General features: G+C 60.9%; 21 protein-coding genes. 11 read left to right on the top strand and 10 right to left on the bottom strand.

What is annotated here, in order from left to right:
- Window positions 1–16: 16 nt before the first annotated feature.
- Window positions 17–529, top strand: coding sequence for a murein L,D-transpeptidase family protein (locus FIU86_RS20865; RefSeq protein ID WP_057796912.1), 513 nt, complete (start codon window positions 17–19; stop codon window positions 527–529).
- On the opposite strand, the gene lnt is transcribed toward FIU86_RS20865, so the two are convergent.
- From lnt to FIU86_RS20815, 10 genes are read right to left on the bottom strand one after another with little or no spacing between them, the layout of a single operon-like run.
- A complete protein-coding gene (gene lnt / locus FIU86_RS20860; protein WP_057796913.1) occupies window positions 510–2117 on the bottom strand; it encodes an apolipoprotein N-acyltransferase in 1608 nt (535 codons plus the stop codon). The two genes, FIU86_RS20865 and lnt, sit on opposite strands and share 20 nt — an antisense overlap.
- Complete coding sequence (lspA, locus tag FIU86_RS20855; protein ID WP_057796914.1) at window positions 2084–2542, bottom strand: signal peptidase II; 459 nt, start codon at window positions 2540–2542, stop codon at window positions 2084–2086. Before lspA ends, lnt begins: the two co-directional genes overlap by 34 nt.
- 28 nt (window positions 2543–2570) lie before the next feature.
- On the bottom strand, window positions 2571–3353 hold the full coding sequence (locus FIU86_RS20850; protein WP_057796915.1) for a ZIP family metal transporter: 783 nt from the start codon (window positions 3351–3353) through the stop codon (window positions 2571–2573).
- A 12-nt stretch (window positions 3354–3365) separates the two neighbouring features.
- On the bottom strand, window positions 3366–3821 hold the full coding sequence (locus FIU86_RS20845; protein WP_057796916.1) for a DUF411 domain-containing protein: 456 nt from the start codon (window positions 3819–3821) through the stop codon (window positions 3366–3368).
- A gap of 3 nt (window positions 3822–3824) precedes the next feature.
- Window positions 3825–5198, bottom strand: coding sequence for a M23 family metallopeptidase (locus tag FIU86_RS20840; protein ID WP_057796917.1), 1374 nt, complete (start codon window positions 5196–5198; stop codon window positions 3825–3827).
- Window positions 5195–5821: an SCO family protein gene (locus tag FIU86_RS20835; RefSeq protein WP_057796918.1), complete on the bottom strand. Its 627-nt coding sequence runs from the start codon at window positions 5819–5821 to the stop codon at window positions 5195–5197. Before FIU86_RS20835 ends, FIU86_RS20840 begins: the two co-directional genes overlap by 4 nt.
- Window positions 5821–6288: a copper chaperone PCu(A)C gene (locus FIU86_RS20830; RefSeq protein ID WP_057796919.1), complete on the bottom strand. Its 468-nt coding sequence runs from the start codon at window positions 6286–6288 to the stop codon at window positions 5821–5823. Before FIU86_RS20830 ends, FIU86_RS20835 begins: the two co-directional genes overlap by 1 nt.
- Before the next feature lie 23 nt (window positions 6289–6311).
- Complete coding sequence (locus FIU86_RS20825; protein ID WP_057796920.1) at window positions 6312–6971, bottom strand: thioredoxin domain-containing protein; 660 nt, start codon at window positions 6969–6971, stop codon at window positions 6312–6314.
- Window positions 6968–7390: a disulfide bond formation protein B gene (locus tag FIU86_RS20820; protein WP_057796921.1), complete on the bottom strand. Its 423-nt coding sequence runs from the start codon at window positions 7388–7390 to the stop codon at window positions 6968–6970. Before FIU86_RS20820 ends, FIU86_RS20825 begins: the two co-directional genes overlap by 4 nt.
- A gap of 5 nt (window positions 7391–7395) precedes the next feature.
- The gene (locus FIU86_RS20815) at window positions 7396–7998 is read right to left on the bottom strand and encodes an SCO family protein (RefSeq protein ID WP_254704039.1); all 603 of its coding nucleotides are present in this window, start codon (window positions 7996–7998) and stop codon (window positions 7396–7398) included.
- A 171-nt stretch (window positions 7999–8169) separates the two neighbouring features.
- Between FIU86_RS20815 and FIU86_RS20810 the strand changes: the two genes are divergently transcribed.
- The 10 genes from FIU86_RS20810 to FIU86_RS20765 all read left to right on the top strand — a co-directional run bounded on the left by FIU86_RS20810 (window position 8170) and on the right by FIU86_RS20765 (window position 15537).
- Complete coding sequence (locus FIU86_RS20810) at window positions 8170–8598, top strand: helix-turn-helix domain-containing protein (protein ID WP_013959865.1); 429 nt, start codon at window positions 8170–8172, stop codon at window positions 8596–8598.
- A 103-nt stretch (window positions 8599–8701) separates the two neighbouring features.
- Complete coding sequence (locus tag FIU86_RS20805) at window positions 8702–9280, top strand: cation transporter (RefSeq protein ID WP_057796923.1); 579 nt, start codon at window positions 8702–8704, stop codon at window positions 9278–9280.
- A gap of 95 nt (window positions 9281–9375) precedes the next feature.
- A complete protein-coding gene (locus FIU86_RS20800; protein WP_057796937.1) occupies window positions 9376–10131 on the top strand; it encodes a transglutaminase family protein in 756 nt (251 codons plus the stop codon).
- Window positions 10121–11077: a cation diffusion facilitator family transporter gene (locus FIU86_RS20795; RefSeq protein ID WP_057796924.1), complete on the top strand. Its 957-nt coding sequence runs from the start codon at window positions 10121–10123 to the stop codon at window positions 11075–11077. Before FIU86_RS20800 ends, FIU86_RS20795 begins: the two co-directional genes overlap by 11 nt.
- Window positions 11078–11724: 647 nt before the next feature.
- Window positions 11725–13164 (top strand): multicopper oxidase family protein, encoded by a 1440-nt coding sequence (locus FIU86_RS20785; RefSeq protein ID WP_152477321.1) that lies wholly within the window; start codon window positions 11725–11727, stop codon window positions 13162–13164.
- Window positions 13165–13201: 37 nt separating this feature from the next.
- Complete coding sequence (locus FIU86_RS20780) at window positions 13202–13657, top strand: DUF411 domain-containing protein (RefSeq protein ID WP_057796925.1); 456 nt, start codon at window positions 13202–13204, stop codon at window positions 13655–13657.
- A gap of 66 nt (window positions 13658–13723) precedes the next feature.
- A complete protein-coding gene (locus FIU86_RS23065; protein ID WP_009503829.1) occupies window positions 13724–13858 on the top strand; it encodes a hypothetical protein in 135 nt (44 codons plus the stop codon).
- 184 nt (window positions 13859–14042) lie between these two features.
- The gene (locus FIU86_RS20775; RefSeq protein ID WP_236544612.1) at window positions 14043–14438 is read left to right on the top strand and encodes a cytochrome c; all 396 of its coding nucleotides are present in this window, start codon (window positions 14043–14045) and stop codon (window positions 14436–14438) included.
- Window positions 14435–15028, top strand: coding sequence for a DsbE family thiol:disulfide interchange protein (locus FIU86_RS20770; protein WP_057796927.1), 594 nt, complete (start codon window positions 14435–14437; stop codon window positions 15026–15028). The genes FIU86_RS20775 and FIU86_RS20770 overlap by 4 nt, the downstream gene beginning before the upstream one ends.
- On the top strand, window positions 15025–15537 hold the full coding sequence (locus tag FIU86_RS20765) for a TlpA disulfide reductase family protein (RefSeq protein WP_057796928.1): 513 nt from the start codon (window positions 15025–15027) through the stop codon (window positions 15535–15537). Before FIU86_RS20770 ends, FIU86_RS20765 begins: the two co-directional genes overlap by 4 nt.
- The last annotated feature ends 13 nt before the right edge of the window (window positions 15538–15550 follow it).

The following is a 15550-nucleotide window of genomic DNA, read 5'->3' as shown; positions in this document are numbered from 1 at the left end:
AAAGAGGCATCGAGCAGTGAAAACCATCCGATTTCCCCGCCGCGCCGTCCTGTTGGGCGGGGTGGCACCGTTTTTGTCCGGCTGTGCCAGCAAGTTCCGCAGCTATGGCGGACCCGAGGTGACCCGTGTTCGGCTCTACAAGGGGCAGCGCTTGCTTGTTCTGGACGGAGTTGATCCCGTATTGCAAACCTATCCGGTCGGACTGGGTTTCGCGCCCGAGGGTCACAAGCAATTCGAGGGAGACGGTCGGACTCCGGAGGGCACCTACATAGTCGATAAGCGAAACCCCAACAGCACCTACCATCTTTCGATTGGCATCTCTTATCCGAATGAGGCCGACATCGCTTTTGCCGAGGCGCAGGGCCGATCCCCCGGGGGCGACATCTTCATCCATGGTGGTCCACGACCCGGCATCGACCCAACGGACGTCCGCGACTGGACAGCTGGCTGCATCGCGGTCACAGATCGGCAGATCGAGGACATCTATGCAATGGTGAAGGACGGAACACCTATCCACATCTTTGCATGACGGTGTTTCTCATGCGGCGATAGCGCGCCGTCGCATTGGTCGCCATTGCCCAGCTCCACGAAGCCAAGATGAGCGCCAGCAGCATCCAGTCCCCGAAGCTCGCGTAGAGTGTCGGCGGCCGCGCGGAGGGCAGACTAGCGTCGATGATGCCCGTTTCGCCGGTCTCGAGCCGCGCAACGATCTCTCCGTTCGCGTCGATGACCGCAGAGATGCCTGTATTCGCGGCTCGAATGACAGGAAGGCCTTCCTCTATGGCGCGCATGCGTGCGGAAGCCAGATGCTGCTCAGGTCCGATGCTGCTGCCAAACCAGGCATCGTTTGTCGCGTTGAAGATCCAGTCGGGTCGGAACAGGTCGTCGACTACATGACCTGGGAAGATGATCTCATAGCAGATCGCCACGGCGACCAGCGGCACACCCGGAAGCGCAAGCGTTCGCGGGCCCGGTCCGGGCGTAAAATCGCCCAGACCCGCCGTGAGCCGCTCGATGGGCAACCAGCCACGGAATGGCACATATTCGCCGAAGGGTACGAGATGGTGTTTCGCGTATCCGGTCAGGATTCTGCCGGTCGCGCCAAAAGCCTGGACCGTGTTGAAATATCGGGTGCCATCTTCGCTCGGTACACGGTCCGGCACACCGGTGAGCAGCACCCTGCCGTCTGGTAGCGCAGCGGCAATGCGATCCCGTGCCTCCGTATCCTCATCGAGGAAACCCGGAAAGGCGGTTTCCGGCCAAAGAAGAACGTCGAAATCGCCGGGCTGGGTTGAAAGCTCAAGATAGCGCGCGAAGGTCGCCTCGCGGTTCTCGGGCGCCCATTTCTCCTCTTGTGGAATGTTGCCCTGGACGATGCGCAGGTCGACACCGGGTGGCTGTTGTGCATCCGACTGGAGGCGAAGCGTGCCGACAGCCCACATCGTCGCGATGCCGGCCAGCGCCATGAGCGAAACGGTCAATCGTTGCCGCCCGGACGTCATGACAGCCGCGCCGGGAAGTGCCGCGACGAACACGGTGAGAAAGCTTAGCCCATAGCTTCCGACCCAGGCGGCGGTCTGGCGAAGGGCGGCGTAGTCTACAAGTGCGTAGCCGGCGAGGTTCCAGGGAAACCCCGTCAGAACGTGACCACGCAACCACTCTGCCACGGTCCAGGAGGTCGCGAACACGAGGCAGGCCAAGAGACTGCCCATGGCTCCGCGCCGCGCGATTTCGGCGAAGAGCGCTGCGGCAATGGCTGGGAAAATTGCGAGACCTGCGGACAATCCCGCGACGGCCGGGATCGCCATCGCCCCGAACCGCTCGCCCTCGACGTAGAAACTCTCTGCAATCCACGAAATCCCGAAACCGAACTGGCCAAGACCAAACGCCCAGCCGACGAGGAAAGCGCGCCCGAAGGAGAGACCGCGAAGACCGACAAACAACGCGGAATAGGCAACGGGAACAAGCAGGAGAAGCGAGAAAGGCGGGAAAGTCAGAACGGTCAGCGCCCCGGCGACGAAACCAAGCGTCATCCGCGAAAGCAAACGGTGGAGCAGTGCTATGCGGTTCAGAATTTCCGGCTTCACGATTTGATCGGACGCCGCACGCTGATCCATGGCGCAGCGAGCAAGAGCCCCACGCCACTGACGACAAATACATCGGCCATGTTGAAGGCAGGCCAATGTGTTGTGCCAATATAGAAATCGAGAAAGTCTGTTACGGCCCGATACCGCACACGATCGATGACATTACCCAAAGCTCCGCCAATGATCGCGCCATAGGCAAGTGTTTCGACCACATTGTCGGCGCGAAACAGCATAACCCCTAGCCAAACACAGATGGCAAGAGCGAGAGCGATGAGGCTCCACCACGGCGCGCCGCCCAGCATCCCGAAAGTCACGCCGTCATTACGATAAAAGACGAGGTTGAATCCCGGAAACACCGGGACCCCGGCGCTTAGAGTGGCGGCATTCGCAATGACAATGGCTTTTATGATCTGATCAATCGCGAACGCTGCAAGCGCCGCAAAGACGCCGATCACCGGAGATACTTTGTTTGTTGGCATTGGCTCACCCCAACCAGACATCGAGGAACAGCATCAGAACGAGCCCGACTGCGAGACCGAGCGTTGCCCTGTTCTGATGGCCGCTGCGATGGGTTTCGGGGATGATTTCGTGGCTGATAACGTAGAGCATTGCGCCCGCGGCAAAGGCCAGACCCCATGGAAGCAGCGGTTCCGACAGTGTGATGATCCCGGCCCCGAGCAGGCCGCCAATCGGCTCGACCATGCCCGTCAGCGCCGCGATGCCCCAGGCGCGCAGCTTCAGATATCCCTCGCCCAGCAGAGATACAGCGACGGCCAATCCTTCGGGCGCATTCTGAAGCCCGATTCCGACAGCAAGCGGCAGACCGCCCTCCATACCTCCGGATCCGAAGCCGACCCCAACCGCAAGGCCTTCGGGGAAGTTGTGGATCGTGATCGCGATGATGAACAGCCAGACCCGCCGCAAAGGCGCCGCTTCGGGCCCTTCGCGTCCTGTCTTGAAGTGCTCGTGCGGCAGCTTTTCGTTCATCAGGGCGACAGCCCCCATGCCCAGAAGGATCGAGACGCACACGATGGCCGCAGGCATCGCGCCGTTCTCGAACATTGGCTCTGCCGCATCCAATGCCGGGATGATCAGCGAAAAGAACGAGGCTGACAGCATGACACCGGCAGCGAAGCCGAGCGACAGATCGCGCGTGGCCCGGGACGGGATGCGCCCAAACAGCACGGGAGCTGCTCCGACTGCCGTGAGCGAACCGGCAGCGAGACTTCCGAGAAAGCCGAGCATTATCGGAGACAGATTATCCATGGGCGGGCCAGATTATCCTTCGGCGTAGCTCGAAAAGACTTCCGTCGACCCGTCCTTGCGGATGAGGAAGACATCATAGGCCTCGCGGTCGTCTTCTGGCCCCATGCCGGGCGAGCCATAGGGCATCCCCGGAACGGCGAGGCCGACGGCGTCCGGGCGCTCCTCGAGAATGCGGCGGATGTCAGCGGCCGGGACATGGCCTTCGATCACGTAGCCATCAATGAGCGAGGTGTGGCAGGAGACCATGCGCTGCGGCACGCCGTTGTCGAGCTTGAAGCGAACCAGCGACCCACCGAACATGTTCTCGCCCGTCGGCGCAAACCCGTTTTCTTCGAGATGGTTCATCCAAGACAGGCAACAGCCGCAACCGTTCGTCTTGCGGACCTCGATCGCCGTTGCCTCTGCGAGGACCTGGGCCGCTGGTAACAGGGCGAGGGTGATTGCCAGAGCTTGGGTCATGCGTTTCATGGGTCAGAGCCTTTCGGTTGTCGTTTCGGCAATCTCGCTGCCGAGGTTTTGATTCAGAAGCGCGCGCGCCTCGGCCAGACGCGAGAGCGCGGCGGTATCATCTGCTTCGCTCTCGGCTGCTTCGGCGAGCCGGTCGTCAGAGAGGGGGTCAGTCGGGCGCCCATCCACGAGGACTTCGTAGTGTAGGTTCGGACCTGTCGCCGTGCCAGTCGCGCCGACGCGGCCGATCACATCTCCCGCCGCAACGCGTTGGCCTTGTGCCAGGCCATCCGGCACGGCGCTCAGATGCGCATAGCGCGTCATGGTGTCGGAGCCGTGGGCGATTTCGACCACTCGACCATAGCCGCCTCGCCAGCCGATGAAACTGACCCGCCCCGGTGCCGTCGATTGAACCGGTGTCCCACGTGCCGCTGCGAAATCGACGCCGGTGTGCATCCGGACGTTGCCAAAGACCGGATGCGTGCGGCGTCCGAACACCGAGCTGAGGCGCGCACCCTCGACCGGCTGTGCGAAGACGCGCAGCACCTCGCCATCGACGTAGATCGTCGCCTGACCGCTGCCGTCGTCTGGCCATACGATCTCGTAAAGCGAACCGCCGATCTCCAGTGCGGCGAAGGCGAGATCGGGCTGTCCGATCCTGTCCTCGCCGACCCGCGCCTCGCGCCAGAGAAGCCTTAGTGTTTCGCCGCCGGCCATCTCGCGGCGGAAATCCACGGTCCCACCCAGCATCTGCGCAAGGTCCACGGAAAAACGGGCGGGTATGCCGGCTTCGTCGAGTGCCGCGAAGATCGAGCTGTCGATCACGGCTTCGCCGGCAAGGGTTACGATCTCCGGATCCGGAGCCACGACCTGCGCAGACAACTGCTCGCCGAAAACCACCTCGATCCGCACACCGTCCTCGACGGCGAGTGAGACGGTGCGGGGGCTGCCGTCCACGGTCGAAGCAACAGTGACCGAGTGCCCCGGCCGCAGCCGTCGCAGATCGTATTCCGCGCCAAGCGCGAGGGCAACTTCGGCTCTGTCAGGTGCTGCAAGACCAGCTTCAGACAGCAAGAAATCGAGCGTCTCGCCAGGTGCAATGTCGCGCGACCATGTCGACAGGGGTGGCTCGATCGCCTGCACGGGCCTGTCGGCAAACGCGACCTGCAGAAGGGGCAGGGGGCCGAGGTCGGGTGCATCTTCTGCCCATGCCGTCGCGGGCAGCGTCACGAGGATGTCAACGTTTTGGGGAGCTTCAGGACCTTGGGGCATCCATTTACCTGCCGAGGCAAGTTCCGGCGGCACGGGTTCTTTCGACATGAAATCAGAGAGGGCGATAGCCGCTCCCGAAACCATCCCCGCAATTGCGACACAAGCCGCCATAGTTCTGAGCCTCATGTCGCCCCCTCCGTTTCTTCTTCCAGCGCGCGGCGAATTTTCGGCACCGCGAATTCTCTGGGTTCGTGATAGTCGATCATGATGACAAACCGCCCAGAGGCTGCGAACAGGAAGACGCTCGCGCTGTGGTTCATCGTGTAATCGCCGCTCTCCGTCGGCACCCTTTCGTAGGTGGCGTGGAAGCCGTCCGCGACGCGCGCTATCTGCTCCTCCGGCCCCGTCCAGCCGCGAATCGCCGGATGGAAGTAGCCGACATATTCGGCCATCGTTTCGACAGTGTCGCGCTCGGGATCGACCGTGATGAAAACCACGTTCATCTCGTCGGCCTCGTCTCCCAGATCGTCGAGCCATCCCGAAATGTCCGAGAGCGTGGTCGGGCAGACATCGGGACAGTAGGTGAAGCCGAAGAACGCCATCGTCGGTCGCCCGATCAGGGTTTCCGGCCCGACCGCGTTGCCCTCATGATCCGTCAGACGGAAATCCATCGCGGTCAGAGCCACTGGCCGCTGCCCGATAGGCTCAGGTCCACCGGGGCCATCGACCTGCCACCAACCGACGAAGAGCATCAGGGCGACCGCCCCGACACCAGGCGCACCATACCCCAGGATCGCCCGTCGCCGCATCAGTCCTCTGGCCCCCGCGCGGCGATGCCGAGGATCGGCACCTCGACCGTCACCTCGCCTCCGTCGTCGAAAAGCAGGGTCAGCGGAAAGGTGTCCCCTTCCGTCATCGGTTCTTGTAGCCGCATCAGCATTGCGTGCAGGCCCCCCGATTCGAGCGCGACGCTCTCGCCCGGGGCGATCGCGATCTCCCCCGCCGGGCTCATGGAACTCACACCTTCGGCATTTGTCTTCGTCTCGTGGATTTCGGGCATCATCGCGAGCGGTGTTGTAAGGCCGATCAGCGTCACTGGCTCGTCGCCAGTGTTGCGAATCGTCATGTAAGCGGCCCCGGGACGGTTCATCCCGATGGAGGCGCGGGACCACGCGTTCTCGACGACCACATCCTCGGGTCCGGCCAGCGCGGGCACCGAGAGCCCTCCAAGGGTCAAAAGCGCCGCCAGTGTGCTGGTCAAAATATACTTTTTCATAGTTCTGATCCTGCCCTTTCCATTCAGCTTTGCGCGGCAGCGACTTCGGCGGCCACTAGGCGACGCAATTCTGCCTCTCCGAATGGATCGAGCGGCGTGCCGTTCACGAAGAATGTGGGCGTCTGGCGAATTCCCACGGTCTCGACGTCGGCACGATCCTGGTTCAGAATTGCTACGACATCCGGTGCCAGCATTTGCGTGCGCGCGGCGTCTGCATCGAGCCCGGCCGTGGCGGCGATCTGAAGGATCAGGCCGGGTTCCGGGGCACCGTGCGACGCCCATCTCGGCTGCTCCCGCAGAACGGCCTCAAGCACCGGCTCGTAAACGTCCTGCATGCGCGCCGCCTCGAGCACACGGATGGCTTCCTCGGATGCCGCGCCGTGGAAGGGCGTGTAGCGGATCACGACGCGGACAGCATCCCCATGCTCGGCCATGATGTCCTTCACGATGGGATGAAAGGCGCGACAGGCCTCGCAGGCCGGATCGAAGAATTCGACGATCGTGACGGGCGCATCCGCAGGCCCGAGGATGGGCGAGTAGGGGCGGATCACCGCGTCCGCAAGTTCCGGAGCAACGGGCTCCGCTTCGGCCACCGGGCCGGGGCGGGTTGCAAACCAGGTGGCTCCGCCGAAACCGGCGACGCCGACAGCGAGAACGGACAGGATCAGGCCGCGTCGGTTCATGTTCGTGTGTCCTTCAATGAAAGGGCCGACAGCGCCCCGATCAGCGCGAAGGTGGCGAGCGCCATCAGCGGGATCGGGATGCCGAAGACCAGTTGGTTGTCATCGGTGCAAGAGGGGCCGGTGGCCGTGCAGGGCTGGATGCGTTCGGGAACAAGACCGACGTACAGCCCCATGTGCCAGAGGGCGATTGCGCCGCCGCCAAGCGCCAATGCGATGCCGTAGCGCCCCACGCGGCCGTCCCGCCACCAAAGGCCGAGCCCGAGGACAATGGCCAAGGGGAACATGAAGGCGCGCTGGAACCAGCACAGCACACAGGGCGTCTGCCCCAGCACCTCGCCGATGAAAAGCACGGCAAGCGAGGCGACGAGCGCGATGATCCACGCCAGCCCGAGGGCTGTTTCTCCGGAGATACGGTTCATTTCGGTCAGATCCTCTCTTCCAGGTCGACGAGGATCTCTTCGGCGGAGGTGCCGTAGGGCCACGAGTCGGCGAAGCCTGCCTCGGGGTCGAAGAGGAACAGATGCGACGTGTGGCCCATCGTGTAACCATCCGGCGCTGCGGCCTCTTCGACGCGCTCAAAGAAGATTGGAAACGTCTCGGACGTCGCGGCGATCTGTTCCGGCGTGCCCGTCAGCCCGATGATGCCCGCATCGAACAGCGGGACGTATTCGGCGAGTGCTGGGGGCGTGTCTCGTTCAGGGTCGATTGTTATGAAAATCGGCTGGACCTTGGCGGCATCGTCGCCCAGACCGTCCATCACCGCCGCGACCTCAGATAGGGTCGTCGGGCAGACGTCGGGGCAGTTGGTAAAGCCGAAAAAAACCAGCATCCAGCGCCCCGCAAAGTCCTCCTCGGTTTGAACCATACCCTGGTGGTCCGTCAGTTCGAACTCAGCGAAAAAAGGCGGCTCGGCGTCATTTCGGGCGCTATCGGCACGATAATCGGACCAAAGCAAAAGCCATACGAAGGCAAGCGCTGCCACGCCTGCCAAAACCCAAAGAAACTTCTGTGCCGATGTAAGGGACAATCCTGTTCGCCTGATTTTTATTCTTATTGCCTGTGCGGATACATCCTCTAGCCGCTAGAGGTTCAAGCACGAAATCATGGTATAGCTTGAACTCACGCGTCTGTGAATCCGACACTTGTTTATTCCGACGGCAAAACCTACACAAACTGTATCTTTTTCATGGAGGCGAAAATGCTCACGATCGGTACTCTGTCAAAGAAGACTGGCACAAAAGTGCAGACCATCCGGTACTACGAACAGATCGGACTCATGCCCGAACCTGGCAGGACCGAAGGCGGACAGAGGCGCTACGACAATGCACAGCTTGATCGACTGTCCTTCATCCGCCACTCGCGACAACTCGGTTTCTCGCTTGATGCGATCCGCGAGCTGCTCGACCTCAGCGACCATCCCAACCGGCCCTGTGATGAGGCTGATGCCATCGCGCGTCGCCAGCTCAAACAGGTGGAGCAGCGCATGGCCCGCCTGAAGGCGCTGCGCACGGAACTGAAACGCATGGTTCACGAATGCAGCGGCGGGCGGACGGGAGATTGCAAGGTGCTTGAGGTGTTGCGGGACCATTCGGAATGCTTGACCGAACACGAGGAAATCGGGGCCTGAAGGAGTTCAGCCAACATTCCGGCTGGAACGCAGATCAGCCGCAGAAGTTAATGTGTCGTACAACACAAGCTGGAACCACAAAATGGCCGCTAGACAAGATTTAATGGAGAGACGGACGCTTTGGATCGTTCTGGCGCTCAATATCGGTTTGGCCGTGGCCTTTTTCGCAACAGGCGCCTTCGGCGACTCAAGTGCCCTGATCGCCAACGGGCTCGATAACCTCTCCGACAGCTTCGTCTACGCGATCAGCCTTTTCGCTTTGTCCCGATCCGCCAAATGGAAACGCGGGGCGGCGAACGTTTCCGGCGGGCTGCTGATCCTGTTCGCTGCAGGCATCTTCTACGATGCGTGGCGCCGCTACATCGGTGGGTCAGATCCGCTCGGGACGATCATGATTGCAATGGCCCTGATCGCGGCGGCTATCAACGCAGTCTGCGTTTGGCTGCTCGCTAAGCTCAAAAATCCGGACGTCAACATCCGCGCGGCCAACACCTTCAGTTACAACGATTTCGCCGCGAACCTCGGGATCGTCGTGGCCGGTGGCCTCGTCGCCTGGCTAGGAACCAACTGGCCGGACCTTGTCGTCGGTGTGATCGTCGCCGGGATCGCGGCCTGGGGCGGTATCGACATCCTGCGCGACGCACACGGCGAACACTACAAAGCGGTTCACACGGACAAATAGTTGCGGGAGATTCTTTCTGAAAGAAAGGGTTGAAGCTATAGTGACTATAGCAATTAGTCTTGTTCCAAGACGATTCGAGGAGCGACCCGTTGCAGATGACCGACCCCCTACTTGTACCCACCAAACTACTGGATTTTGATGCCGCGCCTCTTGCGCATCTAATTGAGAACCGCAGCTGGCGCGGCTTATCCGAATACGATCGGATCGGAGCTGCCCATGATTTCGTTCGGAATGAAATCGCGTTCGGATACAATCGTGCTGACGACATCCCCGCATTCGAAGTGCTTTCCGACGGCTACGGGCAGTGCAATACCAAAGGCACGCTCTTGATGGCGCTGCTGCGTGGTGTCGGCATTCGTTGCCGGTTGCATGGGTTTACGATCCACAAAGGCTTGCAGCGCGGTGTTGTCCCTGAGCTGGTGTATCCGCTTGCTCCGCAGGAAATTCTCCACTCATGGGTCGAGATCGAATTTCAAGGTGCCTGGATCAACCTTGAAGGCTTCATCCTGGATGACGCTTTCCTCAAAGTCCTGCAAACGTCTTTCTCGGACACGGACAGTCTCTGCGGTTATGGCGCGGGCACGGATTGCCTTGGCGCGCCTCCCGTCGCCTGGAACGGAGAAGATACCTACATTCAGAAAACCGGCATCGTGCAGGATTTCGGCGTGTTTGATACGCCGGACGCCTTCTATTTGTCCCATGAGCAATCCTTTGGATGGCTGCGTGGTGCCCTTTACCGTCATATCATACGCCACTGGATGAATGCGCGCGTTCGTGGTTTCCGCAGCGACCGCCTCAAGACTGACCGACGCGCGACACACGCGCATGAGGAGCCTGCCAATGCCACATGACCACGGGCACGCGCATATCGATCCGGATTCTGGCGATCGGCGGGTTGCCATCGCGATCTGGGCGAACGGGCTTCTTACCGTTGCGCAAATCGTCGGGGGCATATTGTCGGGCAGCCTGGCACTGATCGCCGATGCGCTGCACAACTTTTCCGATATGGCCTCGCTTGTCATTGCCTTCGCCGCACGCAAGATCGCGCGCCGCCCAGCCGATGAGCGCATGACCTTCGGCTATGGTCGGGTCGAAATCGTCGCAGCCCTGGTTAACTACACCACCCTGATTTTGATCGGCTTCTACCTGATCTACGAAGGTGGCATGCGCATGATTGATCCACCCGAAGTCATGGGTTGGACCGTCGTCATTCTCGGTGGAATTGCGCTTGTGGTCGACACGCTGACCGCAATGCTGACCTATTCGATGCAGAAGGGCAGCGTGAACATCCGCGCGCTTTTCCTGCATAACCTGTCGGACGCGCTTGCTTCGGTCGCGGTTATCGTCGCTGGGTCGCTGATCATCCTTTACGACATGCGTTGGGTCGATCCTGCCATCACCATCGGCATCGCCATCTACATCCTGTATCTGTCTTTCACTGAAATAGGCGGCCCAATCCGAACCCTGATGCTCGGGAGCCCGCCGGACATCGACAACGAGGCCGTCGTCGAAGCGATGCGGAAAGTCGAAGGCGTCGCCGACGTCCACCACGTCCATCTCTGGCAAATGCAAGAGCACGAGGCTGCGCTCGACTGCCATGTCGTCGTGGCAGCCGAGGGGTGGTCGAAGATTGAAGAGATCAAGAGCGCGATCAAGAAGCGGCTGAAGGGAGAATTCGGCATCAGCCATTCCAGCCTCGAATTCGAGCACGAGGATCGCGCTCATCAGAACGCCGATCTCTATGGTCACGGTAATTCGAGAGATGGGGAGGAAACTCATACTCACGAAAAAAGCTGACCGAGCATGAGGATATCATTTCCTCATTTGCGACGGCAAGTTGACGTCGACCAACGTCAAGTGGACTGATGAACCTTTGCATGAGCAACTGGCTGCGAAGGGCAGTAGCGAAGGTCTGAGGCGGATACACTACAGGGGTATCACGTCCAAGTTACAGAATGTCACTTGACCTCCCCTTGCTGGAAGGTTGTAGCAGTAACTGTATGACCTGCGTTTTTCGCCTTGTTTTGATTCTCATGCTGACCTTCGGTGCAGTGACTGCGCCGGATATGTCGTCGGCCAGTATGTCAATCACGGCTATGGCGCAGATGGAACCCACCGAAAGCGCGGATGGCCGTTGCGGCGGGTGCGATCCCACCGGATTTGCTGAGGGCACTGCCTGTGAAGGTGGGTGTCCTGTTCCTTGCGGCTCCAGCGGTACTTCTGGCCTCCTTGCCAAGATGCCGTCAGCGCGGCTCACGAGGCCTTTTGGTACTGCCGTCCGGGGTGCCGAACCTCTGATCTCACTCGGCACGAATCCGTCGCTTGATCCATTCCCTCCCAAACTGCCTGTCTGAACCTGAAACCGGCCTCGCCTGCTGCGAGGCCTGATTCTTGCCTTGGCCGAAGCTGGCTGAGTGCGACCCTTTCAAATCAAGGCAGTTGCGATGATCCTCCACAGACCGATTTCACGAAGGCACGTGCTTCGCACAGGTGCCGCATTCACAGCCCTATCCGCTCTGTCACCTGCACGAATGGCGATGGCCGATCCAACTGGGGACCCATTTGTCCTACGCGCGGCATCCGGACAGGCCGCCCTGCGCCCGTCACCATACGGCCCGACTAATGTCTGGAGCTATGACGGATCCGTCCCCGGTCCTGAAATCAGGGTCCGGCAGGGCGACCGCGTGCGAGTTGTGGCTCAAAATGGGTTGGATGAAGGGACCACAATCCACTGGCATGGCATCCGCACGCCCAATGCGATGGACGGGGTGCCGTTCCTCACGCAGGACCCGATCCCCTTCGATGGCGAATTCCTGTACGAATTCGATGCGCTGGATGCGGGCACGTTCTGGTATCACCCGCACCAGCGCAGTTCGGAACAGGTCGGACGCGGGCTTTACGGGCCGCTGATCGTCGAGGAGGCGGACCCGATCCGCGTCGATCGCGACATGACCTGGATGTTGGACGACTGGCGCATGACCCGGGACGGACAGATTGCGGATGACTTCGGCAACCGCCATGACGCGATGCACGGCGGTCGTATTGGCAATTCCGTGACCATCAACGGTCAGATCCCCGAACGCATCTCGGTGCAATCCGGTGAGCGCATCCGCTTGCGGCTAGTCAACGCGGCGAACGCGCGGATATTCGGGCTGGATTTCGGGGGTCTTGCCCCCGTCGTGGTCGCGCTGGACGGTCAACCCGTGACGCCCCATGCCCCTGACGGCGGGGTCGTGGTGATCGGCCCGGCGATGCGTGTCGATCTGGTCATCGACTTGACCGGCAAGCCCGGAGATGCCGTGACCGTCATCGATGCCTTCTACGAGGGACTTGAATACCGTCTGGTCGATCTTGCCTACGCGCCGGACAGGCTGCGGGACACGGTGCCGGATTGGTCGATGGAGCTGCCGCCCAACCCGCTGGCCGAACCCGATATGCAAGCGGCCACGCGGCACCGGATCGTCTTCAACGGCGGAATGATGGGGCAGATGATGATGGGCGGCGGCATGGGGTCGATGATGGACCAGATGCGCGAGGGCAACATGTGGTTCATCAATGGAGAAGCCGCGACGGGTCATATGATGGACCCCTTGCTGGTCCTGCCGCAGGGCACGTCGCACATGTTCGAGATGGATAATCGCACCGCCTGGCACCATCCGATCCATTTTCATGGGCATTCGTTCCGTGTGATCGCCCGCAACGGACAACCGACTCGGTATCGCGAATGGCAGGACACCGTCCTGATGGCACCCGAAGAACGGGTCGAGATCGCCTTCGCCGCGGACAATCCCGGTGACTGGATGTTCCATTGCCACATTCTGGAACACCAGGCGGCGGGCATGATGGGCGTCATCCGTGTCGAACCCGGCACGATCAAAACCTGAAACTCACACACTTAGAACCATGAAAATGAATGAACCGATGAAGAAGATACTTGGATTTGCCAGCCTCGGCACGGCAGGTACCGTCGCCGTCCTTGCGATGAGCCTGAATGCCGCGCCTGCCGCGGCGCAGGAGGTCACGCTCTACAAGAACCCACAATGCGGATGTTGCGAGAGTTACGCGGACTATCTGCGCGAGAACGGTTTCACGGTGGAGGTGAAGCCGACCCACGATCTGGCGCAGATTAGCCGCGATGCGGGCATCCCGGATGACTTCCAAGGCTGCCATGCAGCCTCTTTGGACGAATACGTTGTCAGCGGCCACGTGCCGATCAATGTCGTCAACAGGCTGCTGGAAGAGCGCCCGGAAATTGCCGGTGTGACTCTTCCCAACATGCCATTGGGGTCGCCGGGTATGGGCGGCGCGAAACAGGAGCCCTTCAAGATTTACACCGTCGAGGAAGGTGTGAGCCCGACCGTATATGCGGTCGAATGATCAATCGCGCGGTCTAGTGCGAACCCGTGTCAGACCGGCTTCAAGGGAAAGCAAAGGATGGAATGCATGATGATGGACGGTGGAATGATGGGCGGCGGCATGATGATTGCGATGGGCCTCGTCTGGTTGCTGATCGTGGGTGTGCTGGTGCTCGCGGCGATCGCCTTGGTCAAATACATCCGCTCGGACAGCGGGAAATAGAAATGTGCCAGAATGCGGACTGAGGGTGCCAGCAGCGGCGACAGCCTGTTGTCGATGGGATTGGCCTGGGCGCTTTGCGTCCTACTTGTCCTGTCGTTGCTCGCGGCACTTTTCATTCTCTGTAGGTGGCTCGCAATAAGAAGGCGGAAACTTAGTGAAAAACACGATTAGGCTCTCGGCTGTCCTGCTCGCCACAACAGTTTTGCCCGTTGCGGCGCAGAGCGACGTGCGCATGGGTGAGCGCCTCTATCAAGAAAATTGTGCCAGTTGCCATGGGGCAAACCTGGAGGGGCAATCAGATTGGCGCACACGATTGCCGAACGGCAGGTTGCCTGCCCCGCCGCACGACGCCTCCGGCCATACCTGGCATCACCCCGACCGCGTATTGCTCGACATCGTGAAACGCGGACCGGCGGCGATTGTCGGGAACGGGTACGAAAGCGACATGCCCGGATATGAGGATGTGCTGACAGACGATGAGATCACGGCGATCATTGACTACATCAAGAGCACATGGCCCAACCGGATCCGCGCGTCGCAGGAAAGCCGATCCCTTGCCGATGAGCAGGCGCAGCCATGACGGAAGAGGTCGAGGGAAATGCCGACCCTGTGTCGCGACGCAGTATCTCCGGGTTCGTGCTGGTGCCGCTGATAGCTTTTGCCCTCATGGTCCTGTTCGGTTGGGGGCTTTTCAGGGGTGGCGACGACTTGCCGTCGGCACTTCTCGGCAATCCCGTGCCCGACTTCGCGCTGCCCCCGGTGCTCGGCCGCGAGGAAGGTCTTTCGACGCAGGACCTGATCGGACACGTGTCACTGGTGAACGCCTTTGCCTCGTGGTGTGTGCCCTGCCGTGCCGAACATCCGCTGTTCATGGAGTTGAACGCAACCGGTGAGGTGCCGCTCTACGGAATCAACTACAAGGACCCGCCCGATCAGGCGCGCGCCTGGCTCGACGAATTGGGCGATCCCTACGCGCGCATCGGGGCCGATATCAACGGACGTGCTGGCATCGAATGGGGCGTTTATGGCGTGCCCGAAACCTACGTCATCGCCGATGGCACCATCGCCTACCGCCATGTCGGTCCGATTACGCGGTCAATCCTGGAAGAAACCCTATTGCCGATCGTCCGTGATCTGAACACCCAATCCGCCAAGGAGACAACGCCATGAAACATCTGAAACCGGCGCTGATCGCTTGGGCACTGTCCGTCGGCACGGCGTTTGCCGGACCGCAGGGGTTCGCCCTGCACGATACCCCGCAGCCCGTCGCCAATGTGCGCTACGAGAAAGAAGACGGCAGCCGTGGGGACATGGAGGACTTTCGCGGCAAGGTGATCCTCGTGAACGTCTGGGCAACCTGGTGCGTCCCCTGCCGCGAAGAGATGCCGACGCTGGATGCGCTTCAGGCGGAACTTGGCGGCGACGACTTCGAAGTGGTTGCCCTTTCCATCGACCGGGCCGGATCACAAATCGTTCGGCGTTTCTACGACGAGATCGGTGTCACCAATCTCAATATGTATGTCGACCAGACCATGCTTTCGATGACCGCGCTGCGCACCGTTGGCCTGCCGACGACGATCCTGATCGACGCGCAGGGGCGGGAGCTCGGGCGACTGGTCGGACCAGCCGAATGGGACGACCCCGAAATGGTGTCCTTTCTGCGCGGATTTATCGAATGAGTTCCCCAGAAGA

Origin of the sequence: Roseovarius sp. THAF9 (genome assembly GCF_009363715.1) — a bacterium.
Lineage (GTDB): Bacteria > Pseudomonadota > Alphaproteobacteria > Rhodobacterales > Rhodobacteraceae > Roseovarius.
This window is presented reverse-complemented; position numbering and strand designations above follow the sequence as displayed.